Below are 24,558 nucleotides of genomic sequence, written 5' to 3'. Positions count from 1 at the left end.
CCCTCCTGCTGATCGACACCCAAGCCCCACTCCCCGAACTCCATGCTTGCGCCAGCGAACGCCTGCACGCCACGCTCGATTACCTGACCTTGGTGGCGTGCAGCAGCCTGCGTGATTCGGCATCGAGCGACATCAACACCATCACCAACGTCGCCCGGATCCTGGTGCAGGATGTGGCGGATGTGTTTGGCGTGATCGAACAGCGCGGGCTCGAAGGCTAAACCGTTGAGACGGCGACGGCACAATTGATCGTTCCCACGCTCCGCGTGGGCATGCATCCCGTGACGCTCTGCGTCACCCTCCAGAAGCGGAACGCGGAGCGTCCCTGGCGGCATTCCCACGCGGAGCGTGAGGAACGATCTCCACAGCCCCCGCAATCTGATCGTTCCCACGCTCTGCGTGGGAATGCATCCCGTGACGCTCTGCGTCACCCTCCAGAAGCGGAACGCGGAGCGTCCCTGGCGGCATGCCCACGCGGAGCGTGAGGAACGATCTCCACAGCCCCCGCAATCTGATCGTTCCCACGCTCCGCGTGGGAATGCATCCCGTGACGCTCTGCGTCACCCCCCAGAAGCGGAACGCGGAGCGTCCCTGGCGGCATTCCCACGCGGAGCGTGAGGAACGATCTCCACAGCCCCCGCAATCTGATCGTTCCCACGCTCTGCGTGGGAATGCATCCCGTGACGCTCTGCGTCACCCCCCAGAAGCGGAACGCGGAGCGTCCCTGGCGGCATTCCCACGCGGAGCGTGAGGAACGATCTTCACAGCCCCCACGACCCGATCGTACCTACACAGCAGCGCGGGAACGATCGACCGCTTTCGCAAGCAAGCTGACATACCCGCTTGCCAAACCTGACGGCCGGAAGCTAATGTCAGCACCATGAACCTGCCACAGATTGCCTCGACCACCACAACCACGATCGCCAAGGCGGGTCGTGAGGTGTCGTGAGCCAATAACACACGTATCTCAAAGGCCCGCCAGTGATGGTAAGGGCCTTTTCTTTTGCCCTTGCGTCGCTGGCCCAAACGCAAGGAAAGCACCATGCACGCTCTGTTGATTCTCGATATGCAAGTTGGGTTGTTTCACGGCCCGGATAAACCCTGGGCCGGCGAAGCGTTGCTGGACACGTTGAATGGCTTGCTGCTCAAGGCCCGGAGGGCTGGCGCACCGATTTTCCTGGTTCGCCACGTAGGCCCGCCTGGCTCGCCCATCGAGCCCGGAAGCCCGCTGACGCAACTGGTGCAGGAACTGCAGTTGGAGGGTGATGAAGTCATCTTCGAAAAAAATCGCCCCAACGCCTTCACCCAGACAGGCCTGGCAGAGCGGCTAAAGGCTTGCGCTGCTGAAGGCCTGGTCATCACCGGCATGAAAACCCAGTATTGTATCGACAGCACCTGCCGAGCCGCTCGGGACCTGGGGTTCGACGCGGTCCTGATCGCCGACGGTCATACCTGTTCCGACACGCCTGAATTGAAGGCAGAAATGATCGTCGCCCATCACAACGCAACCCTGGCAGGCGCCTTCTGTCGTGTCGTTCGCGCTGAAGACTGGTGCTTCTAAACTCCATCAGAAGATCGGCTCACGTCGGGCCGGTCTTGTTCAACAAGCGGAGCTCACTGCATGGACCCGTTGCAACCCTCGCAATGCGCAAACATGGAGGACATCCGACGCGAAATCGATGCCCTCGACCAGGCGGTCATCACGCTGCTGGGCAAGCGCTATCAATACGTGCTCGCGGCCTCGAAATTCAAGACATCGGCAACTTCGGTGCAGGCACCGGAGCGTCTCAAGGCCATGCTGGCGACACGACGCAAGTGGGCCGAGGCCGAAGGCTTGAGCCCGGACGCCATCGAGAAGATGTACAGCGACCTGGTGCATCACTTCATTGCCGAAGAGATGAAGCGCTGGACGGCGAATCAGTCCCACAACTGAACCGCGGTCGGTAATGGCTCCCATCTTCCGCAGGATCAGAAGCAGTCACCGACAACGGTTGTGCGCCTTTGCCCACTGATGCCCTCAGAAAACAACCAAGAGACCATTAAGAGATTGACCACGACAAGGTAAATCAAAGCCTTGGTTGTGCTGCGCTTCGCTCCGTTTCGCCAGCGTCAAGAATTGGAAATTTGACACTACAAGGCCATCACCTATCGTTCCTCTCGAGACCGCACCCAGGGACCGGGTGGCCGGACACCCCTTTGCAAGGGCGGTCGTCAATGTCATTACTCTCAAGGAGCAACAACATGTCTGGAGCGACCCAAACCATTGATGTGCTCGTCAACGTTGACGCCGATTACCTGCTCGCCCACCCCAACGACGTAGGCGGCGCGATTGCCATGCTGGTGACCCGCGGTGCCGTCGACAGCCATGCCAACACCAATGCCGGCGAAGGCGAAGGCGGCAACGAGTTGTGGTTCGACGTAAACCCCGGTGACAACATTCGCTGGCGCGCCACCACGCTGTCGCGCAACTTCGACCGCATCGCATTGATCAAGGACATCGAGATCGGCGACCCCCACCAGGGAGGTGATTACAAGGGCACCATTTCGAAACCTAACTCTTTCAACATCCCCGGTGTGGTGCCCTATCTGAACAAGGCTGCTCCCGGCGGTATTTCCAAAACCGATGTGATGTACACCATGTGGCAATCGACGGCGCTGAGCGCAGGAAAGCTCTGGTACAAAATCTACTTCGTTCTGCTGGATCGTGACCTGAACCAGATTGGCCCGACCAACACCTGGGACCCGTACGTCACCGTCAATTGACTGTTCGCTGAGTTGTAAACAACCCTGGCCGGCTTGCTATTCGCCATGACGATGCCGGCCAGGGTTGCCTATCGAAGCACTTGCGCTCCCCTCTTCAACTCATGGCAACATCTCAAAGGCCGCAGTCTGGGTCACCGGGATCATCTTCCCGGGCGTGGTCACGACCAATTGATACTTGCCAGCAAGCAAAGTGTTTGCCGGATAACTGAAGCACGACACGCTGGAGGTGGATTTACCCGGAACAATAGCCACGCTCTTGATCGGCGTAGGCTCAGCAGCCTCGTTCAATTGATAGAACGAATATTGAGGGTTGCTGACCGGCTTGGCGTGGGTAAGGCAAAACGAGTCGTTCTTGGCTGAAGGCGCGAATCGACCCTTGGCATCCAAGGGGGAAACGAACGTTATCCCACTCCGGCTCTCTTGCTCAGCCTGCTGGGCAGCATCCAGGGCCGTCCGCGCACGTTCATAGTCGGCACTCTTCAACAGCGCACTCGTCTCTTGCCTGTTGATGTATTGGACGGCCTTCTCTGCCTCGATCAACGCACGTCGCCGTCCCCAGAGCACGTCATCGCCACCCTTGCGGACCGCAAACGACACCCAGGTCTTGTCCAGGAACGTCTCGTTCTTGCCGCGCTGTTGCAGACCGTGATTGGCGTACTCGATCTCTCCAGCCTGGATGTCCTCCAACGACGTACCGTCTGGCGTGTCAGTCCAACCGCGCCGCATGGCGGTAGGCACCAGCATCAGCGTATCCCCCAGCCAAGCCAGCGGGTTCTCTTTATTGCCACGATTCGTCAAATAGAAATAGCAGTTGGTGGGCGCACAGCGCTCCTGGTTGATCAGCACGTAATTCCCAGGCCTGAGCGCCAAGACCGAACCGTTATCTTCCACTGCCTCATCGTCGGGGCCAGCCACCAGATCCACGTCGATCTGCAACACAATGTCGTCTTTGTTGAGGGCCAGCAGACTCTTGGCGACTTCTTTGGCAAATACTTGCTCAGCAGCTGTTATCGGGTTGGCCAGGGACAATGTCTTGCTGGCCGAGCCGATAAAATCGAGAAATGCAGCGGAGTCTTCGTTCTCGCCCTGGTCATATTCCAGGACAGTCAATTTCATCGACAGGTGATCGGACTCAAGCTTTTTGGGGCCGTACAACAATTTATTCAGCAGGTTCGGCTTGGCGTTATCGGCGACCCCGAGATAAGGCCCGAGTACTTTGGTCACCGTTTCGCTTTTATTCTCGCCACCCACTTCGGTGAACTCGGCAACGATCACGACTTCGTTCACCCCACCGAGATCCTTGAGGTACTTAAAGTAAGCATCCGTCAAATAGACAGCGAACACATCGCCACCGTTGCCCTCGCTGTCAGGTTTACGAATAGCGCCAGCTTTATCGGCGCTGAAGATGTCGCCATCGATGCGCAGGCGCTCGGCTTTCAAATTGCGGATGGCGTCCTGGAATTCTTTTCTTGCTTGCTGCGTTTGTGCATCGGCAGCAGCGAGGTCGGCGGAGGTCGCCGCTTTTTTCACCAGGGCGGCGTGGGCCTGCTGGGCTTGTTGCCACTTGAGCTTTAGTGCTGCCGCATCTTCGAACTGCTTATCGACGACGCTCGAGGGACGAGCAGGTTGAACCTTGAAAAGATGCGCCGTCCCTGTTGGAACGGCGCAACCGACGATGAAGAGTGACAATCCGCATACCAATGCGAATCGAGTGCTGAAGGCTGCGCGCAACGCCTTCGCTACCTGAACCGGTGCGTTTTCGGTGAACATCCCTTTCCCCTAGTCGTTGCTGGCACAATGCCTTGTCTCGGAGATTAGGACAGCCACCTGATAAGCGCAACGCAGATAACTTGACGCCAGTAAACCGCGCTAGGTCGTCCCCTCCGGCTCAGTCAGCGCCTCCAGCACCAGGGGGTGCAGGACAGCCCCCGGATGCATCTGCTGCCAATCCTGCAATTGCCGGCGCATGCCCGGCGTCCAGAAGCTCTTGATGTGCTGGCGCACGCCATTCACCGCCAATGTGTGATCCGGCTCGGTGGCGAAGTACTGGGCGATCTGGTTGGCCATCTTGATCAAGCTATCAGAACTCATCGACGCACCTCGGCTTTCTCGGCATGGCGACGTTCCCTGAGCAAGCGTCCCTGTTCATCACTGAACGCCTGGTAACGCTTCTGCCATTCCGAAGGCTGGCTGACCCGCACGATCTCGACCGCCGTCACCTTGTATTCCGGGCAGTTGGTGGCCCAGTCGGAGTTGTCGGTGGTGATCACGTTGGCGCCCGACTCAGGGAAATGGAACGTGGTGTAGACCACGCCCGGTGCCACCCGCTCGGTCACCTTCGCACGCAGCACCGTCTGCCCGGCACGACTGCCGATACCCACCCAGTCTTCGTCGACGATCCCGCGGTTCTCGGCGTCGGTTGGGTGAATCTCCAGCCGATCCTCCTCGTGCCAGGCCACGTTGTCGGTGCGTCGGGTCTGGGCGCCGACGTTGTACTGGCTGAGGATGCGTCCGGTGGTCAGCAGCAGCGGGTAGCGGCCGTTGACCTTCTCATCGGTGGGCACGTAGCCGGTGAGCATGAAGCGCCCTTTACCGCGCACGAACTGATCGATGTGCATGGTCGGCGTACCGTCCGGTGCGGCATCGTTGCAAGGCCATTGCAGGCTGCCGTGACGATCCAGTTCGGCGTAGCTGACGCGGGTGAAAGTCGGCGTCAGGCGGGCGATTTCATCCATGATTTCCGAAGGATGGTTGTAGTGCATCTTGTAGCCCAGGGCGTCGGCCAGGGCGATGGTGGCTTCCCAGTCGGCCTTGCCGGCCAGCGGGTCCATCACCTTGCGAACGCGGGAGATGCGGCGCTCGGCGTTGGTGAAGGTGCCGTCCTTCTCAAGGAACGAGCTGCCCGGCAGGAACACGTGGGCGAACTTGGCCGTCTCGTTGAGGAAGATGTCCTGGACGATCACGCATTCCAAAGCGGACAACGCGGCCGTCACATGCTGGGTGTTGGGGTCGCTCTGGGCGATGTCCTCGCCTTGGCAATAGAGCGCCTTGAAGGTGCCGTCCAGGGCCGCCTCGAACATGTTGGGAATGCGCAGGCCCGGGTCGGGTTGCAGGGTGACGTTCCACGCCTGTTCGAACTCGGCGCGTACCGCTTCGTTGGAAATATGCCGATAGCCCGGCAGCTCGTGGGGAAATGAGCCCATGTCGCAGGAGCCCTGGACGTTGTTCTGTCCACGCAGCGGGTTCACCCCGACACCTTCGCGACCGATGTTGCCGGTGGCCATGGCCAGGTTGGCGATGCCCATGACCGAGGTGCTGCCCTGGCTGTGCTCGGTGACGCCGAGGCCATAGTAGATGGCCGCGTTGCCGCCGGTGGCGTAGAGCCGTGCGGCGGCGCGGATCTGCTCGGCAGGCACGCCACACACCGGGCCCAGGACCTCGGGGGAGTTTTCCGGCAGGCTGACGAAATCGCGCCAGCGAGCGAAGTCCGCCGCCTCGCAGCGTGCCTCGACAAAAGGCTGGTCAATCAAGCCCTCGGTGGCAATCACATGACCCAACGCGTTGAGCATTGCCACGTTGGTGCCCGGACGCAGTTGCAGGTGCAGCTCGGCACGGGCGTGAGGTGAATCCACCAGGTCGATGCGCCGTGGATCGATGACGATCAGCCGTGCGCCCTGGCGCAGGCGGCGCTTGAGCTGGGAGCCGAACACCGGGTGCGCGTCAGTGGGGTTGGCGCCCATCACCAGAATGACGTCGGCTTTCATCACCGAGTCGAAGTTCTGGGTACCAGCGGATTCGCCCAAAGTCTGCTTGAGGCCGTAACCGGTAGGCGAATGGCAGACGCGGGCACAGGTGTCGACGTTGTTGTTGCCGAACGCGGTGCGCACCAGTTTCTGCACCAGGTAGGTTTCTTCGTTGGTGCAGCGGCTGGAGGTGATGCCGCCGATGGAGTCGCGCCCGTACTTGAGCTGGATCCGGCGCAATTCGCTGGCGGCGTAAGTGACCGCCTCGTCCCAACTGACTTCCTGCCACGGGTCGTCGATGTGCTTGCGGATCATCGGCTTGGTGATGCGGTCCGGGTGCGTGGCGTAGCCCCAGGCGAAGCGGCCCTTGACGCAGGAGTGGCCGTGGTTGGCCTGGCCGTTCTTGTCCGGGACCATGCGCACCAGTTGTTCGCCTTTCATCTCGGCGCGGAACGAGCAACCCACACCGCAGTAGGCGCAAGTGGTGATGACGCTGCGCTCCGGCTGGCCGATCTCCACGACGCTCTTGTCGATCAGGGTCGCCGTCGGACATGCCTGCACGCAGGCGCCGCAGGACACGCATTCGGAATCGAGGAAGTTGTCACCGCCGGCCGCCGCCACTCGAGAGTCAAAACCGCGTCCGGTGATCGTCAGGGCGAAGGTGCCCTGGATTTCCTCGCAGGCACGCACGCAGCGGTTGCAGACGATGCACTTGCTCGGGTCGTACTCGAAATAGGGGTTGGAAACGTCCTTGGCTTCATCCAGGTGATTGGCGCCTTCGTAGCCGTAGCGCACTTCGCGCAGGCCCACCTGCCCCGCCACGGTCTGTAATTCGCAGTTGCCGTTGGCCGAGCATGTCAGGCAGTCCAGCGGGTGATCGGAAATGTACAGCTCCATCACGTTGCGTCGCAGCGTGGCGAGCTTGGAGGTTTGCGTGCGAACCACCATGCCTTCGGTTACCGGGGTGGTGCAGGAGGCCGGGTAGCCGCGCATGCCATCGATCTCCACCAGGCACATGCGGCAGGAGCCGAACGCCTCCAGGCTTTCGGTGGCGCAGAGTTTGGGAATGGTGGTGCCGAGCAAGGCCGCGGCACGCATGACCGAGGTGCCGGAGGTGACGCTGATTTCGCGCCCGTCGATGGTCAGGCTGACCTGCACGTCGCTTTCGCGCGCCGGGGTGCCCAGGTCGATATCGCTGCTGGGATCGAAGATGTTGATCATTGGTCGGCCTCCGTGGTCGCCAGACCGAAGTCGGCGGGGAAATACTTGAGGGCACTGGCGACAGGGTAGGACGTCATCCCGCCGAGGGCACAGAGCGAACCGTATTGCAGGGTGTCGCACAGATCCTGCAACAGCAGGGCCTGTTCCTGGCGAGCACCGGCTTCGGTGCTGGCGATCAAGCGATCCACCACTTCCACCCCACGGGTGGAGCCGATCCGGCACGGCGTGCACTTGCCGCAGGACTCCTCGGCGCAGAACTGCAAGGCAAACCGGGCCATCTGGGCCATGTCCAGGCTGTCGTCGGCGACCACCACGCCACCGTGGCCAAGCATCGCGCCCATGGCGGCGAACGCTTCGTAGTCCAGCGGCGTATCGAATTGCGCAGGCGGCACCCAGGCACCCAACGGCCCGCCCACTTGCGCGGCCTTCAGGGGCCGACCGCTGGCGGTACCGCCGCCATAGCCTTCCACCAGTTCACGCAGGCTCAGCCCGAAGGCGCGCTCCACCAGACCGCCCTGACGGACGTTACCGGCCAGTTGGAACGGCATCGTGCCCAGGGAACGGCCCATGCCGAAGTCGCGATAGAACTGCGCGCCCTTCTCCAGGATGATCGGCACCGAGGCCAGGGTCACCACGTTGTGCACCAAGGTCGGCAGCCCGAACAGGCCTTGAATCGCCGGCAGTGGCGGTTTGGCGCGGACCGTGCCGCGCTTGCCCTCGAGGGATTCCAGCAGTGCGGTTTCTTCGCCACAGATATAGGCGCCGGCCCCGACACGCACCTCAATGTCGAAGGCGCAGCCGCTACCGCTCACGTTCGCCCCCAGATAGCCGGCGTCGCGAGCAATGCGCAGCGCTTCGTTCAGCGTACTGATGGCGGCCGGGTATTCCGAACGCACGTAGATGTAGCCCATCGTCGCGCCTACGGCGACGCCAGCGATGATCATGCCTTCGATCAGCAGGAAAGGGTCGCCTTCCATCAACATGCGGTCGGCGAAGGTGCCGGAGTCGCCTTCATCGGCGTTACACACCACATACTTCTGTGCACCCACGGCATCACGCACGGTGCGCCACTTGATGCCCGCCGGGAACGCCGCCCCGCCCCGCCCGCGCAGGCCGGAATCCAGCACGCTGGCGACCACGTCGGCGCCATCCATCTGGATGGACCGGGTCAGGCCCAGGAAGCCGCCCCGGGCACAGTAGTCGTCCAGGGACAGCGGTTGCGTGATGCCGGCGCGCGCGAACAGCAGGCGCTGCTGGCTCTTGAGATAGGGAATCTCCTCCACCGGCCCCAGGGCCAGCGGATGGCTGCCGGGATCGCCTGCCAGCGCATCCAGCAAGCCCGGCACATCGGCCGGTGTGACAGGGCCAAAGCCCAGCCGGACGCCGGCGCTTTCAAGCTCCACCAGCGGTTCCAACCAATAGAGGCCACGGGAACTGGTGCGCAACACCGTCAACGGCAGCTGTCGACGCTCAGCCTCAAGGGCCAACGCATCGGCCACCTTGTCCGCGCCCACGGCACGAGCCACCGAATCGCGGGGGATACAGAGCGTCAGCATGCGCCCTCCTCCATGCAGTCATTGACCAACTGACGCAGACGCTCGGGCGTGATCCGCGCGTGCAACTCCCCGTCCAGCTCCAGGGCCGGCGAGCAGACGCAGGCACCCAGGCAATAGACTGGCCGCAGGCTGATGCTCCCATCGGCGCTGGTGCCGTGATCGTCCAGCGCCAATTGCTCGCGCAACTGCGCAGCCAGGGTCTCGGCGCCCATGCTCTTGCAGGACTCGGCCCGGCACAGGCGCAGGGTATGGCGCGCCGGCGGCGTGGTGCGGAAATCGTGGTAGAAACTGATGACCCCGCGCACTTCAGCCTGGCTGAGGTTGAGGGCGTGGGCGATCTCCGGGACGGCGCTGTCGGGGACATACCCGCAGCCTGCCTGGATGGCATGGAGAATAGGCAGCAAGGCACCGGGGGTGTCCTTTTCGCGCGCAAGCACGCTGTGGATCAAAGGCAGGTGAAGCGTCTCATCGGGCATAAACGTACCTCGGCATCTCGAACGCCACCGCCGCATAGCGGCCGCCGTCCGGAGTCTTGGCTTGGGCGTGCGGCCCACGTCACGGTCGCGTGGCACATCCGATCGCCATTCTCGCTCTCCGGCCAGGTGTCTTTGGCGCATCTGGTCCGGGGCATCCTCACAGCTTGCCACTCCCGGGGGTTGGCGATTGCACATGGACGACGAAACGTGTCCTGAAAGCGACTACTTGATAACTTGTCCCCGTGAATCGGCGTTGCCTGAACAACATAGACGATGCGCAAGTGCGGGTTTCCCCACTGAACGGTCAATCACCTTTTTTCAGATGTCTTTGCGCAAGGCATTAGCAACCAATGTAAATGCAGGCGAAGGCTGTCGCCGGCTGGGATAGTACAAATAGTAGCCTGAAAACGGCGGACACCAATCTTCCAGCACCCGCACCAGCCGGCCTTCTTGCAGGTACGGTTCAAACTCTTCTTCTGGCAGGTAGGCAACGCCCAGCCCGGCCACTGCCGCCTGCACGATATGAGTCGACGTGTTGAAAATCAGCTGGCCGTCAACTCGCACGTTCACCTGTTTGCCTCGCCGCTCAAAGTCCCAGACATAGAGCCCGCCTGATGTCTGCATGCGCTGGTTGATACAGCGATGGCTCATCAGGTCGCGCGGGGCCTTGGGAATGGCGTGGGCAGCGAAGTACGCTTGCGAAGCGACGACAGCCATCCGCAATGGAGGGCCTATCGGAACGGCAACCATGTCTTTGTCGATGGTGTCCCCCAGGCGCACACCAGCATCAAACCGATCCGCCACGATGTCTCGGAATCCATAACACACGTCAAATTCAACGTTTATATCCGGGTAGTCGTGCAGCAACCCGGTAAGTTTGGGTAGCAAGGTCGTGCGCAAGACATGATCACCGCAGGTGATGCGTACGGTGCCCGCGGGCTTGTCGCGCATCTCCGTCAGCATATCCAGCTCCGCTTCTATTTCATCGAAGCGATTGCCTATCGCTTGCAGCAGCCGCTCACCAGCGATGGTCGGCGAAACGCTGCGAGTGGTCCGCGTCAATAACCGGATCTGCAAGCGTGCTTCCAGGCCATTGATTGACTGGCTCAGTGCAGATTGTGTGACACCCAATGCCCCGGCAGCGCGTGTGAAGCTGCCTTCGCGCGCGACCGTGACGAAAGACAGCAGATCATTGAGATTTCTTTTGATCATGGTGAAACACATCTAAGCCTATTAATTAGCCTTACTTATAGCCTTGTTAAGCATTCATTAGCTAGTCGCGTGACTGTCCGTCGCTCACCATGTTCCCCATGAACAGGAATGAAAGCAGAACTGCGATGAGGGCGACCTGGCTTGGTTTGCTGGCTTCGATGCTCGTGCTCGGCAGCTACTCGACAATGAATGAAGCCGCATCGGCATCTTCGCTAACGGAGAACACTGGCATGTGGATGACCGTCGGGGAACAACGCTTCCCCATCACCCTGGCCAACAACGCAGCTGCCCGCGCGCTTGTCGCGTTATTGCCACTGACGTTGGACATGAGTGATCTCAACTGCAATGAAAAGTACGCCGCCCTCCCCCAAGCACTACCTACCCAAGCGAGCAAGCCGGGAACGATCCACAGCGGCGATCTCATGCTGTATGGCCCGGACACCCTGGTCATCTTCTATACGAACTTCGTTTCAACCTACGCATACACGCGCCTGGGGCGTGTGGACGACCCCGCAAGACTGGCTCAGGCGCTGGGCCGGCGGGGTGTGCAAGTGATGTTTTCCCAGAATTGATTACTCCGCATCGATAGGATTTCCAATGAAAAAGATCATCGTTTTACTGACGCTGCTTGTCAGTTCACTGTCAGCAATAGGGGCCGATATGTCTAATGGCGCAGACAATTTTTATTCCAGCGACGAAGTGACCGTACAGAAGGTCAATTTTAAAAACCAATATCAGATGAACGTAGCCGGCAATCTGTTCATCCCGAAAAAACTCAATGGCAAGACAAGGAATCCGGCAATTGTCGTAGGCCACCCGATGGGCGCAGTGAAAGAACAGAGCGCCAATCTCTATGCCACGAAAATGGCAGAAAGAGGCTTCGTGACCCTTTCCCTGGACTTGTCATTCTGGGGCGAAAGCGAGGGGCAGCCGCGCAATGCAGTCTCGCCGGATATCTATGCCGAAGACTTCAGCGCAGCAGTGGACTTTCTCAGCGCCCAGCCTTTTGTCGATAAAGAGCGGATTGGCGCAATCGGCATCTGCGGCAGTGGCAGCTTTGTTATCAGTGCAGCCAAGATTGACCCGCGCATGAAAGCCATTGCAACGGTGAGCATGTATGACATGGGAGCCGTCAATCGCAACGGATTGAAGCACTCCCAAACGCTTGAACAGCGCCGGGCGATCATCGCGCAGGCCACACAGCAGCGTAATGTGGAGTTCGCAGGCGGTGAAACGCTTTACACCAGCGGTACGGTGCATCAGTTGGATGAAAGTACCCATCCTATCCAGCGTGAATTTTATGATTTTTACCGCACCCCGCGCGGCGAATTCACACCAGCCAGCTCCTCCAAAGACCTGACCACGCACCCGACGCTGACGAGCAACATCAAGTTCATGAATTTCTACCCGCTCAATGACATCGAGACCATTTCGCCTCATCCGATGTTATTCATTGCTGGCGCCGACGCGCACTCCAGGGAGTTCAGCGAGGAGGCTTACAAGCTCGCCGGTCAACCCAAGGAACTTGTCATCATTCCTGGGGCAGGCCATGTCGATCTTTATGATCGGGTCAACCTCATTCCGTTCGATAAGCTGACGAGCTTCTTCCAGAGCAATCTGAAGTGACAAAGGGACTAGTTTCTTCACGGAGTTCCAGGGGACACGGAAACAGGAACGCCGATTTGTCAGATATGTTCGTGCGAGCAAACCTACCTGACAAACCGGCGCAAATTGGGCCGCGTCAGACAGGCGTTTCGAGCGCGGTACTCATCGCCGTCAGCCGAGTAGTCAAGAGCGGTTCCGCCCCGGCAGCATCCGCGCCAGGGTATTGTCACCCACCCAGTAATGATGAAACAGACCCGCCGCCGCATGCAGGCCGATGAGCCAGTAGCCACTGCTGCCGAGCAATTCGTGCCAATACTTGAGCTGTTTGGCCAAATCGGGATCCACCGCCACGGGGGCCGGCAAGAAGAACCCGAAATACGGCATGGGCTTACCTCCGGCGGCCAGCATTAGCCAGGCCAGCACCGGTGTCGCGATCATCAAGCCATACAGGGCCGCATGCATCAGGTGGGAAACACCCGTCTGCCAGGCCGGCGGCGCGGGTGTGACCGGCGGGCGCGGTGTCAAGCGCCCGAACAGGCGGACCCAAACCAGTGCAAAAATGCTCAACCCGAAGAGCCCGTGCAACCCCAGGAACAGGCTTCGCCCGGTGCTGCCACGGGGCAACAGCCCCTTGATTTCAATGCAGGCATATACGCCGACGAACAGCGCCAGCATCAACCAGTGCAGGGTGATCGACAGTTTTCCATAACGGTTTACGGCAATATCGCGGGTCATAACGCGCCTCGTGAAAGTCTGACGAGCCGCCGACTCATTCGGCAGCCCCGATCCGATCGCTGGGAAGCGATGCTGCCAACCTGCGGGTAAAGTCTTAAGGCAGTCTGAAGACCGGCATTTCAAGACGCTTTTTTTACATTTAGACGTTGTACCAAGTGCGAACCCGCGATCACCTCCAGAGACTCATGGGAAGCATTCGCCAACCTCGCCCCAACTCTGCGCGCACTCTCACGCCACGAACAACCAAAGCATCGCTATGCTCTACGGATAGATGCGTCCGGGAAGCGACCGTCTGCTGCTTAATATCAAGGAGGATTCTATGATGCGGGAAGCAACCACCGGACTGGAAAAACAGATAGAGATCGCTACAAAACTACTCTCCCTGTCGGCAAAAATCGGATTGCTGATTGGCGGCACGTGCATCGTCAGTTATTTATTGAGCAACGGTCATTACCCACAAGGCGTATCCGTTGGAGACAGTTTGTTGTTTCTGGTCACGGCGTTTTGCTTCGGACTGGTTTGTGTTTACTTTTCAGTCTCCGTCACGGCTGTCGGGATATTGCTTTCGCCGTTCTTCATACCCGTGCTGAGAAGCTTCGTCTGGCTACATGGAAAAATCACCGATAAAACCCCCGTACTGGAATTCAAACGACCAAAAATAACCTTCCTCTCGGTATTTTTTGGAATATGCGGCGCGGTGACCATTTATTTCCTTACCCATAAAAGCCCCTTGGAACACATTCAGCTCATCCTTCTGCCCATTTTTCAGTACATCGTTTACTCCGCCTATCTGGAGCAGAACAAGAAAGTAAAAGCAGCGCAGCCATCGGTACCTGAAGTCGTCGATTCCGAGCATCCTGACCAGAATCCTCACGCCGAAATGAAACCCTTGAAGAGAACCAGGGCAGTGATCGTTGGGGTCATCCTCGTGACGCCCCTTCTCATGGGGGGCGTGACTTCGGACTTGCTGCAAGTGGCCATGAGCTTCGCGCAAATACGTATAGAAAGGGCAACGATTCTGGTGAAACCGCCTTACGCCAATCTATTGCCAGCCCCCAAGGATTCACCGCTGGAAAATTACAAAAAATTTGAAAATGCAACGGTGATTTTCCGAGGCGTAGGCAATTCGACACTCATTGAAATGCACGCCGATGAAACGGCGATCCGGTTGGAGATCCCGAATGACTCGATCATTATCGAGCGCCGTGTGAAGCCCGCTGCAAAAATGAGGAAAAATCCTGAGAAAACGGAAAGCTGATACCATCCGGAAAATTGACATGCTGAGCAGAACAACATGAATCGCCGCAAGAAAATAAACCAGTTATTGAAGGCTAACGCCAAAAAAGCCAGTGCCAAGCTGGCACCCAAAAACAAGACTCAATACATCAGCAAAGCCGACCGACTGAAACTGGCGGCTGAAGCCAGCGACGCCCCCATCACGCCGCCGGAAAGCTGATCCACATCGCTGAAGCTCAGCTCAGGCCGTTTTGCACGTTAACCAGGCGCTCCAGAAAAGACTGCTGAAGAACCGGGTAGCACTGCCGAATCCTGCATCATTCAACAGTTTTTGAACCGCTGCCTCGGAATGTGGAGGGTCGGCGCCTTGAAGAATCTTGCCAAGCTTGACCGTCACTTCTTCCGGGCTGGCGCCATGCTGTCGCCAGCGCTGCCCCCAGGCCGCGAGGAGTAACGGCTGACTGGCATACGCATATTGGTTCCCGGCGACAATCAGCGGCGCTCCCGGCTTTAGACGTGCCTGGATGGACCGCAATATTTTCAACTTGGCTTCATCCCCATCGAGATGATGGAGCACACCGATCAAGGTGGCAGCATCGTACGACCCGTTGGCTACCAGGTCTTCAACATGCCCAAGATGCATGGCGGTTCTTTCAAGCACGTTGTTTGCGACTAATTGCTGCTTCGCGGCCTCCAGCATAGGCTCGGACGGATCGACGGCAGTGAAGCGCCAACCCGGCTCCAGCTTGGCCATTGCAATGATCTCTTGCGCCGTACCGCCGGCGCCCACCACCAGTATTTTCGCCGAGCCCACATTTCCAAGGGTCGCTGCCAGCATGCACGCCGCCAAGTCCTGGCAGGCGTCGTATCCAGCGAGCGCAATGCGACTCTGCCGGCCGTACTCGTTGGCCCGTGAGGTATCAAATTTTTCCGCTGAATTTAACGAGGATGATTTCAAGGCGCAGTTCTCCGTGTGCTGAAATCAAGCTACACCGCGCTTATGGATAATAAAAATTCATTAATTTTATGCGCGGCATTCCCATAAGGAATATCGTTTTCCATCGGCAGAATTTTGCGCGGTCAGCCAATTGCGGCTTGCGATAAACATATGGAAATACGAATATATTTTTTCCATATGTTCTGGACCGGATTGGAGCTGTGTAATGACTGAATTCTCCAGCGAAACCCCGCATGACTTCCCAAATCTTGACCTGTCACTCTTCGACGTACCAACAGCGGAAAAACTCGCAAAGAGCGCAGAACCCGAACATAAACCGCGCATACTTTTGCTGTACGGATCAACCCGCGAACGCTCTTTCAGTCAGTTGCTGACCCGCGAAGCGGCGCGTCTGTTGGAGCTCATGGGCGCCGAAACCGCTATCTTCGACCCGTCCGGGTTGCCACTGCCGGACGATGCGCCCGTCGATCACCCCAAGGTGCAGGAACTGCGCGACTTGGTGATGTGGTCGGAGGGCCAGGTCTGGTGCTCGCCGGAACGCCACGGCTCGATGTCGGCGGTGTTCAAGGCGCAGATCGACTGGATCCCGCTCGCACTGGGCGCGGTTCGTCCTTCCCAAGGCAAGACATTGGCGGTGATGCAGGTATGTGGCGGCTCGCAATCCTTCAATACAGTGAACCAACTCCGCGTGCTGGGTCGCTGGATGCGCATGGTCACGATCCCCAATCAATCCTCCGTCCCCAAAGCCTTCCTTGAGTTCGACGAAGCCGGGCGCATGAAGCCCTCGTCCTATTACGACCGGGTCGTCGATGTCATGGAGGAACTGATGAAGTTCACCTTGCTGGTGCGCGGCAGAGAAACCTATTTGGTCGACCGCTACTCCGAGCGCAAGGAAAGCGCCGAAGCGCTATCCAAACGCGTTAACCAGAGATCTATCTAGGTGCCGCGATAGTAATAGGTCTTCGGTGTGATGTAGGACTTTAACGAATGTTGGCTCATGGCTTGAAATCTGACATTGATTCAAGCAGCCACCCGCTCAATCAAGAACAGGCCGCAGGAAACTACGCTCATAACTCAGAATGAATCGTTGTTCCGTCGCCTGGGTCACCAATTCAACGCACGCTGGATCCTGTTCGGCTTTCCTTCGATAGTTTTCGTAGTCGGCCAGGCTGGAAAAGCTGAACAGGCAGTAGGCGATATTGTTGGCGCCTTCGGCGGGAAGAAAGTAGCCATGATGGACGCCCCCCATTCGGGTCACCACTTCAATCCATTGGCGCGAGTAGCTCTCGAAAGCTGGGATCTGGTAGGGGTCAATGACGTACCTGACATGGCAAGTAATCACGGGCTCAATCCTTTGAAAACTGGAAAAAACGGATTCTACACAGGATACGAGGCATGTCGTCGATGATTGCCATTAGCCGAACAACTTTGCTGCTCTCTCCATCTCATCACCCAGGATCGAAACACCATGGATGAACGCCAAGCAACCATCAAGAACAAGATCCACGCCGTGGTGACGAGCAGCGAATCCGACGAGATCACCTATCGATCAGAGTGGCTCGGTTACCTGCCCTTCCCGGTTTTTCATTGGATTGAATACCAGGGCGAAAGCTTTTCCAGCGACTTCCCCTTTGATTGGTCCCTTGAGGATCTGGTGAGTCTTGAGCGCACAGGGTTCTTGGAAACACTGGAAGCTTATGAAAACCCGGAAGACAGTTTTGATCGGGATATCAGGTATCGCGTTCATGTTGGGTGTGCGCCTCGATAGCTTCTGAACGAAGAGGCGTCATCGCTGGGTAGCGTTATTGCGCTGAACGAAGCAAGCAACGCAACAGTCGGAGCAACAGGACCCTCGGCAAAGAAACCTGGCTCATGCCCCTACGATCCGCTGCCCTCGCTACGTTGTTCTCTTTGTCTGCCTGCGCAACTGCCGCAGTGCCTGAACCGCTGCGCCTGGAAAGCCTGAAACGCTGCGGCGACCTGCTGCAAAGCCAGCACCAGGACTGGTGCCTGACCGTACGCGGACTGGGCAACGCAACGCCACAACTGAAACTGGGCGCAAAGGTGATACCCGCAGACAAGGTCCAGCGCGAAGGGGAAAACCTGCGCTTGCGCCTGGACAGCGCCGACTACCAGAGCGGCCCGCTCTGGCTGCAGGACGGCCCACGCGCCAGCAATGCCGCCTGGCTGACCTTGCGCAACAGTCACGTACTGGCCGCCGGAACGGACGAAGTAGCGAAGAACATGGATGGCCTGACCACCTATGTCGACCTGGTCAGCGTGCTGATCGAAGAAGACCGTGATGGCCGCCAGGAAGCCGAGCGCCTGGCCCACAAGTACGGGGCAACGGTGGTCGGCAGCATCGCGCCGCTGAACCTGTACCAACTTCGCCTGCCGGCCAAGGACTTGGTGCAGCGCGACGCCCTGGTGCTGCGCCTGGGCAGCGAGACCAGCGTGGACGCCGTGGTCATCGAAGAGTCCTCGGCCGAAGAAACCGAGCAAGCCGCAGTCCATCCTGAAGAACCGAAGAAGCCAGCCCTGGACTCCGATGAGTGGGCCGCGAATCGCTTTCTCGACGCGGTGAATTATTACCAACGACGCATCCCCGGACGACAGCCGCCCATCCAGCCGCAACCGGTGCGCATCGGCCTGATCGAGCGCGATGTGGATTTCGACACGACGGACTTTGCAGACTACCTCGGCGCCTGCTCACCACCACGCACCTGCGTCTACGCCCGCGATGCAGATAAACCGGACAACCACGGCACAACCGTCGCCGGCATTCTCGCCGCGCGCTGGGACGACAGCGGCAACACTGGTTTTCTCCGCGGGCTGGACAAAACCAGCGGTGGCTTCGAGGTCATCGTCGAACGTAATTCCGATGCCGGGATCACCGCCAACATCGCTGCCTCGGTCAACCTCGTGGAGGACGGTGTACGCGTACTCAATTGGAGCTGGGGCATCCACCGCGTCGGCGCGAAAGACATCAAAGGCGATGACATCGACTCGCTGCTGCGCTCGGGCATCGCCATGGGCGGGTACGAGGAGTTGCTGGAGGAGTTTTTCCTCTGGCTGCGCAAGGAACATCCCGACGTCATCGTGGTGAACTCCGCCGGCAATGGCGCTTCGTTCTCGGGCAGCGATGAATACCGCCTGCCCTCCTCCTTCATCACCGAGCAATTGCTGGTGGTCGGCGGGCACCAGCGCAGCGAGCACACCGGCGTCGCCGTCGACGACCCGGCCTACGCGGTCAAACGCAGCTCCTCGAACATCGACATGCGCGTCGACATCACCGCCGCCGCATGCGCACATGCCTCGACGACCAACGCAGGCCAGCAAGGCGCAGTGCATTGCGGCACGTCCTACGCCACGCCCATGGTCGCGGGGCTGCTGGCGGCAATGCTGTCCATCAACCCGCAACTGCAACCCGAGCAACTGCGCATGCTGCTACGCCGCAGCGCCATGACCATCGGCGACAATCACGACTTCGAACAGATGGACGCCGAAGACCTCACCGCCCCCATTCTGCCGTCGGAGCGCCGCTACCAACTCAACGACAAAGACGTCGGCCGCTCGGCGCGGCTGGACATGCAAAAGGCCCTGGACCTGGCCGCACAAAGCCGCGACCGCGTGCGTTGAAAGTCAAGGTCACGTCTAACTCAAGACGATGTCTGCCTTGCGCGGGCAAAACCACCCATGCATCAGCCCCGCCTGGAAGAACTGTACCGGAGCCTCGAACCCAGCGCTCTCGATGAGACCGGCGACCTGCTGTGTCGGCAGGATAGCCACGTCTCGGGCGTAGGCGGCACGAGCTCTCACCAGCATTTCCGGCTGTACGCCTGCAGAGGACATCAGCGTCATCCAGTTGCGCAGTAGCGCCTCATAGGCAGGTGATTCGGTATCAGCGGCGAGGTCGGCGTTTGCCAGTATTCCACCCGGCTTAAGCCGGCGGGCGATCTCGTGGAAGAAAGTTATACGGGCTTGTGGCTCGAGCAAAAACTGAGACACCAGAAAACAGGTAGCGCCGTCGTGGTCAGGCTCGGCAGGCAGCGCGTCAAGGTAACCATGGTGAAAGCTGCAACGCGAAAGGAAGCCTTCTTGTACCGCTTTCTGTCGGCAGATATCGAGCATGGCGTCCGAGGGATCAACGGCGGTGAAATGCCAGCCGGGGTTCTGCTTGGCCAGGTGGGTCAGTTCCGCACCAGTGCCCACACCGACACAGAGTATCCGGGCATTCTCCGGTAAGTCAGCGAACACCGCGTCGAGCAGGGTGTACAGGGCGTCACGAATGGGCGCCATTCCCGCCCACTGCTTATCGTAGCTGGCGGCCTGCTGATCGAATAAGGCCTTGAGTTCTTCATTGCGCATGGAGAGCACCTTCCTTTGCGTCGTGACGGGATGAAGCCGCGATGGATGTGGCTACGTTTTCAGTATCCCATGGCTGTCAAGCCCCACCGGTTGTGTGGCATTGAATCGCCAGTCATAGGACCAGTCTGTAGGTGGACTGCACCAGCCCCGAAGGAAAGCTGCGGCTGGATACCAGTTTCAAATCCACATCCCGCTCAAGCCCGCCAAACAACGGCCTCCCCGAGCCGATCAATACAGGAACGGTGGTGATCACCATATCGGTGACCAATCCGTCGCGCAGGAACGACTGCACCACCCGCCCGCCATCCACATAGACGCGCTGCACGCTTTGACTCTCCAGCTCAGCCATCAAATCCTTGGGGGCCAGATCGGAGAAACGCAGCTTGCCCTCCAACGCCTCGGGCACTGGCGAATCGGCTAGCTGTTCGGACAGCACTATCACGGGCCGGTCGTAAAACCAGGTGTCGAAGGTCCGCACCTTTTCATAGCTCCCGCGCCCCATCACGATCACGTCCTTGTCGGCGATGAAGGCTGGATAGCCGTGGTCTTCGGATGGGTCGTCACGTTGTAGAAGCCAGTCGATGTCACCGTCGGGGCGAGCGATGAAGCCATCCAGGCTGGTGGCGATGAAGACGTGGGCGGTGGGCATTTTTGAGGGTTCCTTGTTGTTTTACTTGAGCACCAATGCAAGACCATCAACGCCGATTATGGAAATGAAAGTAGCGGCCGCATTCGCGAACGCCACTTTCATCACGTATCAGTCAGGCGTTCTTAGCGCGTGCCTCCATGGGCCTTTTCGGCGTTGAAACCATCGAAGTTATCGAAGACACCCATGAAGCCGGGAACGGTCAACGCTCGCGCCCAGTCGCGCTGGAGTTCGCAGTACATCTGCACGCGGCTGATGAGCTTCGCGCCCGCCTGTTCCATTCGGCGCAACGCCGCCTCGTGCGCGGCCAGTGACGTGCCGCCGACCGCATCGACCGGCACATAGACTTCATAACCTTCCTGAATCGCGTCGAGTACCGGGAACGTCAGGCATGCTTCGGTCCAGAGCGCAGTCATGATGAGCTTCCTGCGGCCGATCGCTTTGACCGCCTGCTTGAACTCTGTGTCTTCCCAGCTGTTGATCGAGGTGCGGTCATAGGTTGGCAGATGGCCGAGCACGTCCTGCAGCTCCTGGATCGGTGGTTTGTTGCGGCCGGTCGCGACGTTGACGGTCGAGTGAATAATCGGAAGATTATAATTGACCGCCGCCTTGGCGACGCTCGTTATGTTGAAGACGAGTTCGTCACGGGACATCGAGCGAATCGAGGAGACCTGGATCGGCTGGTAGTCGATGATGATCAATGCCGAGTTCTCGGGGGACAGGAGTTGGTCGGTCTGCGGGTTGCGGATATTCTCGCTTGCCATTGGCAAATCCTTTTATGGGTAATCCACGCTTGTGGGAGAAATGATTTTCCGGGAGACATGCACCAGCGGCGACGTTGCCCGGAAGCAGCATTGTGCTGTTCCCCTATTCGGTGCAGTAGTAGCATTGCGAGGCGAGCTGTGTCGCAAAATGGGGAACGCTGGAATGGACATTGAAGAGCTGCAGACCTTCGTCGAAGTGGCTGATGCGGGGGGCATTTCACCTGCCGCGCTTCGGCTTGGCGTGTCCAAATCGATCGTCAGTCGCAGGCTCGTTCGGCTTGAAACGGAACTTGGCGTCCAGTTGCTTGCACGATCCACACGCGGGGCGGCTCTCACAGAAGCCGGGGCTACGTTCCGCGACTACGCCGCCAGAGTCTGCGCCGAGATCGACATAGCCAAGGAAACGATCCTGCCCGCCGGAGCCCTTCGTGGCCGTTTGCGAGTCGCCGTACCACTCTCTTTCGGCCCGACGCATTTCGCGCCCGTGCTCGCGGAAATGGCACGACGCCACCCCCAGCTTCATATCCAGACCTGCTACAGCGATCGTTTCGTTGACCTCATCACGGAGGGTTACGATTGTGCGATACGGGTTGGCTACCTTCAGGACTCCAACTTGATCGCAAGGCGCATCGGCCCGATCTATGGGAAGCTCCTCGCCAGTCCGGACTACATCAAGGCGCACGGATCACCTGAGACGCCGGAGGAGATTGTCGCCCATCAGGCCCTGATGCAGAGCACCGAAGCCTGGCAATTCATGGATGGGGACAAGATCATCACGGTTCGTCCGCAGGGCCGCTTCAAAGCCGACAACGGCATCGCGTTAGTCGCTGCGGCAACAGCAGGCCTTGGGATCGCTTACCTGCCCGATTGCCTCACCTTTGAACATGTGGCCTCGGGGGCACTGGTGCCGATCATGACGCGTCATCCACCGCCCCCGGCAGGTGCCTATGTCATTCGCCCGTCAGGCCAGCATCCCGCACGCAAGATACGGGTCCTCACCGAACTCCTGATCGAGTACTTCGGCGACTCTCCACACCTTGCGGCGCTGCCGCCGGTCTGAGGCATGACAGCGACCACAATGCTCGTCGTGACTCGACTCATCGAACAACCCGGTTCGTTGCATCAATGAGGTCTGCCTTGGCTCCGGCAGCGAGGGCGCTGAAGCGGGCATCCATGGCAATCGCGGCAGGCAGAAATCGGCCATGTGCAATCAGTAAATTGACAGATTGTCGGTCATCTTCACATTCGTATAGAGACAAACGCTACCAAAGCCCAAGCGCGTCGCCCGCGCCTCGCAAAATTTAATGAGTGCTTTGCCGATCCCTTTTCCACGACCTTCTTTGGACACGGCTACATTTTCGAGAAACATCTGCTGACCCACAGGAAAGAAGACGATGAAGCCTCGCAATTCGTCTTGTTCTCCGACTGAAAGGTGCACAAAACCGGCTGCGATCTGAGCACCGAAATCCGCTAACATCGGTGCAGGCTTTCGTCCTATTACCGAAACATACTGGGCATACGCTTTCTCGGCACAAGCACGCACTGCTACTTCATCGTCTGCAACTGCTTGGCGGATCATTTGTGTTTCGCCCATGGTAAATCCTGACGAATGTCTGTGTGATGTCGGCTCGGGAAGACAGTAAAGGCACCCGACCGACGCTGCGATATGATCGTTTGTGGTCGCAGATTAACCCGCGCAGACCGCTCTGCGGTATAGGCAAGCTCTTTGATGTGCGCCTATAGAGTGATCCGTAGCGAAGGCAGTTCGTAAGGTCACCAAAGTCGATTGCAGTCACTTGTGACTGGCAGCAATCGGCCAAAAACTGGCGCTCAGCAACATCAATGTAAGGGTCTGTCCCCCTTAGCGACAACACAGACAACCGCTGACCACCGGCTGATCAGGGTCATTCTCAAGAAATGTAACCACGACTTCCATGCCCGTCCGAGGCGGCCCCATCTCACAACTCCAATCGGCGGTTCCCTTCAGCCAACAATGACTCTTGTCGTCAAATCTATCTTCGCGGTCCCAGGGGAACTTGACCTTGATCCGCCCGAAGCGCCGATCGCTCTGGATCCCCTCGCCTTCCAAAGCGACGACTACAGCGGTCTGGAGGCTTGGTACCTGAGGCTTCTTGTGAGCCAACGGCGGACGATAGGCAACATTCCACGGAAGAACGACAAAGCGGTTGCGGTAACCCTGATGAAAGTCATCGTCGTTCCCAGTGTTGTCACTGGCGACGTCCTCACCCAACACCTGTGGTTGCCGACCTTCGTGGATGACCTGGGTCAGTAGCCATAGAGTGTTCCACTCTTGGCGCGGATGGCCTGAGATTTCCAGCACGTGGCCGCTGACTAACCGAGTCTGGTCACTTTGCCCCTCGGCTTGTCGATAGGCCACATGGCGGCGCTCCATAGTCCGAAGGCGTATCTGCTTGCCGTGCTCATGACCGGTGAAACGCTCCGGCCTGTCATCTTTCTCATTGTCCAGATATTGCTCGAAATCATGATTGCGCTGCGAGATACGACTGGTGAGCTGTCCCAGACGCAGGTTGATGCGTTTGATCAATGGCTCGTTGGCCACCCTATCGCTCTCATGGCCATAAGCAGTGGGTTGGCCAATATTGGGAAAAACCGCCTGATCATCGCCAAAGACCAGCACGTGGCCATGAGCGCTGTGCTGGAAGTGAAAGTGGATACCCTCTTCTTCGCACAAGCGCTGAATGAAGTGCAAATCCGTTTCGTCGTACTGGGTACAGTAGTCACGCTCGGGGTAGGTCGCCCCCAGATGAAACCGATAGGCATCGCCCAGAATGCCGTGCTCTTCCAGTATCAAGGCGACGATTTTCGGCACCGAGAACTGTTGATAGATCCTCTGGCTGATGCGATGGCGCAAGTAGGACAGGTGCGGTACGAGGGCCAGCCTGTAGCGCGTCAAACGCTCACCGTTACTGCTTTGAGCGATGTGGTAGACCCGTCCATGAATGCCGTTGCCCTTCGCGTCGAAGGTCAGAAAAGCCTCTACGTCGAAGAGGTTTTCGAGATCCAGGTCAGGCCGCTCGCTAACAAATTCCACGTTGAAGAGGTAAGGCCTGCTGATCGCCTCTTCTCCAGTGAATGCGAGCACTTGAAAATCGTGCTCAAAACCGTCGATGGTCAAACTGAAGTGCGTTTGATTGGCTGGGCTGAACATCCGCTGTTCTCTTCTTACATAAGGCGGCGCAATGGACCGGAAGACCCTGAGTAATACTGGGTTGATGGATTAACAGGTACTCACC

Annotated in this window: 26 protein-coding genes; 12 read left to right on the top strand and 14 right to left on the bottom strand. The window is 58.8% G+C overall.

Annotated elements, in window-relative coordinates; translation table 11 throughout:
• From KGA89_RS24995 to KGA89_RS24980, 4 genes are all read left to right on the top strand, one after another.
• Positions 1 to 221 (top strand): fructose-bisphosphate aldolase (locus tag KGA89_RS24995; RefSeq protein ID WP_223472771.1); only part of this gene is annotated, 221 nt, incomplete at its 5' end.
• Positions 222 to 1,042: 821 nt separating this feature from the next.
• Positions 1,043 to 1,561 carry an isochorismatase family protein gene (locus KGA89_RS24990; RefSeq protein WP_003201300.1) on the top strand — a complete coding sequence of 173 codons (519 nt, stop codon included), beginning with the start codon at positions 1,043 to 1,045 and terminating at the stop codon, positions 1,559 to 1,561.
• A gap of 60 nt (positions 1,562 to 1,621) precedes the next feature.
• On the top strand, positions 1,622 to 1,933 hold the full coding sequence (locus KGA89_RS24985) for an isochorismate lyase (RefSeq protein WP_003201298.1): 312 nt from the start codon (positions 1,622 to 1,624) through the stop codon (positions 1,931 to 1,933).
• 308 nt (positions 1,934 to 2,241) lie between these two features.
• A complete protein-coding gene (locus KGA89_RS24980; protein WP_057448168.1) occupies positions 2,242 to 2,763 on the top strand; it encodes an AidA/PixA family protein in 522 nt (173 codons plus the stop codon).
• 99 nt (positions 2,764 to 2,862) lie between these two features.
• Here the strand turns inward: KGA89_RS24980 and KGA89_RS24975 are convergent, their stop codons facing one another.
• From KGA89_RS24975 to KGA89_RS24950, 6 genes are all read right to left on the bottom strand, one after another.
• Entirely contained in the window at positions 2,863 to 4,533 is a 1,671-nt protein-coding gene (locus tag KGA89_RS24975; RefSeq protein WP_223472770.1) for a hypothetical protein, read from the bottom strand.
• Between the two features lie 99 nt (positions 4,534 to 4,632).
• On the bottom strand, positions 4,633 to 4,854 hold the full coding sequence (locus KGA89_RS24970; protein ID WP_003201292.1) for a formate dehydrogenase subunit delta: 222 nt from the start codon (positions 4,852 to 4,854) through the stop codon (positions 4,633 to 4,635).
• Positions 4,851 to 7,727: a formate dehydrogenase subunit alpha gene (gene fdhF, locus KGA89_RS24965; protein WP_223472769.1), complete on the bottom strand. Its 2,877-nt coding sequence runs from the start codon at positions 7,725 to 7,727 to the stop codon at positions 4,851 to 4,853. The genes KGA89_RS24970 and fdhF overlap by 4 nt, the downstream gene beginning before the upstream one ends.
• A complete protein-coding gene (locus KGA89_RS24960) occupies positions 7,724 to 9,283 on the bottom strand; it encodes a formate dehydrogenase beta subunit (RefSeq protein ID WP_223472768.1) in 1,560 nt (519 codons plus the stop codon). Before KGA89_RS24960 ends, fdhF begins: the two co-directional genes overlap by 4 nt.
• Positions 9,277 to 9,759 (bottom strand): formate dehydrogenase subunit gamma, encoded by a 483-nt coding sequence (locus tag KGA89_RS24955; protein WP_003201284.1) that lies wholly within the window; start codon positions 9,757 to 9,759, stop codon positions 9,277 to 9,279. Before KGA89_RS24955 ends, KGA89_RS24960 begins: the two co-directional genes overlap by 7 nt.
• Before the next feature lie 318 nt (positions 9,760 to 10,077).
• A complete protein-coding gene (locus KGA89_RS24950; protein WP_223472767.1) occupies positions 10,078 to 10,971 on the bottom strand; it encodes a LysR family transcriptional regulator in 894 nt (297 codons plus the stop codon).
• Between the two features lie 125 nt (positions 10,972 to 11,096).
• On the opposite strand from KGA89_RS24950, the gene KGA89_RS24945 reads away from it, so the two are divergent.
• Positions 11,097 to 11,543 carry a cyclophilin-like fold protein gene (locus tag KGA89_RS24945; RefSeq protein WP_223472766.1) on the top strand — a complete coding sequence of 149 codons (447 nt, stop codon included), beginning with the start codon at positions 11,097 to 11,099 and terminating at the stop codon, positions 11,541 to 11,543.
• Positions 11,544 to 11,568: 25 nt separating this feature from the next.
• On the top strand, positions 11,569 to 12,597 hold the full coding sequence (locus tag KGA89_RS24940) for an alpha/beta hydrolase (RefSeq protein WP_027912259.1): 1,029 nt from the start codon (positions 11,569 to 11,571) through the stop codon (positions 12,595 to 12,597).
• Between the two features lie 162 nt (positions 12,598 to 12,759).
• Here KGA89_RS24940 and KGA89_RS24935 read toward each other — a convergent pair whose 3' ends face one another.
• Positions 12,760 to 13,311 carry a cytochrome b gene (locus KGA89_RS24935; protein ID WP_223472765.1) on the bottom strand — a complete coding sequence of 184 codons (552 nt, stop codon included), beginning with the start codon at positions 13,309 to 13,311 and terminating at the stop codon, positions 12,760 to 12,762.
• Between the two features lie 319 nt (positions 13,312 to 13,630).
• Between KGA89_RS24935 and KGA89_RS24930 the strand changes: the two genes are divergently transcribed.
• Both KGA89_RS24930 and KGA89_RS24925 read left to right on the top strand, forming a co-directional pair.
• A complete protein-coding gene (locus tag KGA89_RS24930) occupies positions 13,631 to 14,569 on the top strand; it encodes a hypothetical protein (RefSeq protein ID WP_223472764.1) in 939 nt (312 codons plus the stop codon).
• A 36-nt stretch (positions 14,570 to 14,605) separates the two neighbouring features.
• On the top strand, positions 14,606 to 14,767 hold the full coding sequence (locus KGA89_RS24925) for a DUF2986 domain-containing protein (protein ID WP_080766468.1): 162 nt from the start codon (positions 14,606 to 14,608) through the stop codon (positions 14,765 to 14,767).
• A 21-nt stretch (positions 14,768 to 14,788) separates the two neighbouring features.
• On the opposite strand, the gene KGA89_RS24920 is transcribed toward KGA89_RS24925, so the two are convergent.
• Positions 14,789 to 15,505, bottom strand: a complete 717-nt coding sequence (locus tag KGA89_RS24920) for a class I SAM-dependent methyltransferase (RefSeq protein WP_212795821.1) — start codon at positions 15,503 to 15,505, stop codon at positions 14,789 to 14,791.
• A gap of 205 nt (positions 15,506 to 15,710) precedes the next feature.
• Here KGA89_RS24920 and arsH point away from each other — a divergent pair, with 205 nt between their 5' ends.
• A complete protein-coding gene (arsH, locus tag KGA89_RS24915; RefSeq protein ID WP_013693193.1) occupies positions 15,711 to 16,445 on the top strand; it encodes an arsenical resistance protein ArsH in 735 nt (244 codons plus the stop codon).
• Between the two features lie 96 nt (positions 16,446 to 16,541).
• Here the strand turns inward: arsH and KGA89_RS24910 are convergent, their stop codons facing one another.
• On the bottom strand, positions 16,542 to 16,847 hold the full coding sequence (locus KGA89_RS24910; protein ID WP_003201266.1) for an NIPSNAP family protein: 306 nt from the start codon (positions 16,845 to 16,847) through the stop codon (positions 16,542 to 16,544).
• A 126-nt stretch (positions 16,848 to 16,973) separates the two neighbouring features.
• Here KGA89_RS24910 and KGA89_RS24905 point away from each other — a divergent pair, with 126 nt between their 5' ends.
• Positions 16,974 to 17,273, top strand: a complete 300-nt coding sequence (locus tag KGA89_RS24905) for a hypothetical protein (RefSeq protein ID WP_003201264.1) — start codon at positions 16,974 to 16,976, stop codon at positions 17,271 to 17,273.
• A gap of 104 nt (positions 17,274 to 17,377) precedes the next feature.
• Positions 17,378 to 19,144, top strand: coding sequence for a S8/S53 family peptidase (locus KGA89_RS24900; RefSeq protein ID WP_223472763.1), 1,767 nt, complete (start codon positions 17,378 to 17,380; stop codon positions 19,142 to 19,144).
• A gap of 15 nt (positions 19,145 to 19,159) precedes the next feature.
• Here the strand turns inward: KGA89_RS24900 and KGA89_RS24895 are convergent, their stop codons facing one another.
• From KGA89_RS24895 to KGA89_RS24885, 3 genes are all read right to left on the bottom strand, one after another.
• Positions 19,160 to 19,873, bottom strand: a complete 714-nt coding sequence (locus KGA89_RS24895) for a class I SAM-dependent methyltransferase (protein ID WP_013693188.1) — start codon at positions 19,871 to 19,873, stop codon at positions 19,160 to 19,162.
• A gap of 112 nt (positions 19,874 to 19,985) precedes the next feature.
• Positions 19,986 to 20,522, bottom strand: coding sequence for a dihydrofolate reductase family protein (locus tag KGA89_RS24890; RefSeq protein WP_223472762.1), 537 nt, complete (start codon positions 20,520 to 20,522; stop codon positions 19,986 to 19,988).
• A 122-nt stretch (positions 20,523 to 20,644) separates the two neighbouring features.
• Entirely contained in the window at positions 20,645 to 21,283 is a 639-nt protein-coding gene (locus KGA89_RS24885) for a hydrolase (RefSeq protein WP_003201256.1), read from the bottom strand.
• A 163-nt stretch (positions 21,284 to 21,446) separates the two neighbouring features.
• Here KGA89_RS24885 and KGA89_RS24880 point away from each other — a divergent pair, with 163 nt between their 5' ends.
• On the top strand, positions 21,447 to 22,343 hold the full coding sequence (locus tag KGA89_RS24880) for a LysR family transcriptional regulator (protein ID WP_003201254.1): 897 nt from the start codon (positions 21,447 to 21,449) through the stop codon (positions 22,341 to 22,343).
• 150 nt (positions 22,344 to 22,493) lie between these two features.
• Here the strand turns inward: KGA89_RS24880 and KGA89_RS24875 are convergent, their stop codons facing one another.
• Both KGA89_RS24875 and tssI read right to left on the bottom strand, forming a co-directional pair.
• Positions 22,494 to 22,877: a GNAT family N-acetyltransferase gene (locus tag KGA89_RS24875; protein ID WP_223472761.1), complete on the bottom strand. Its 384-nt coding sequence runs from the start codon at positions 22,875 to 22,877 to the stop codon at positions 22,494 to 22,496.
• Between the two features lie 267 nt (positions 22,878 to 23,144).
• Positions 23,145 to 24,473, bottom strand: coding sequence for a type VI secretion system tip protein TssI/VgrG (tssI, locus tag KGA89_RS24870; protein WP_223472760.1), 1,329 nt, complete (start codon positions 24,471 to 24,473; stop codon positions 23,145 to 23,147).
• Positions 24,474 to 24,558: the final 85 nt, after the last annotated feature.

The organism is Pseudomonas sp. A-RE-22 (assembly GCF_019956035.1).
GTDB classification, from domain to species: domain Bacteria; phylum Pseudomonadota; class Gammaproteobacteria; order Pseudomonadales; family Pseudomonadaceae; genus Aquipseudomonas; species Aquipseudomonas brassicacearum.
Note: the sequence above shows the minus strand (reverse complement) of the source record. Positions and strands in the feature narration are given on the sequence as shown.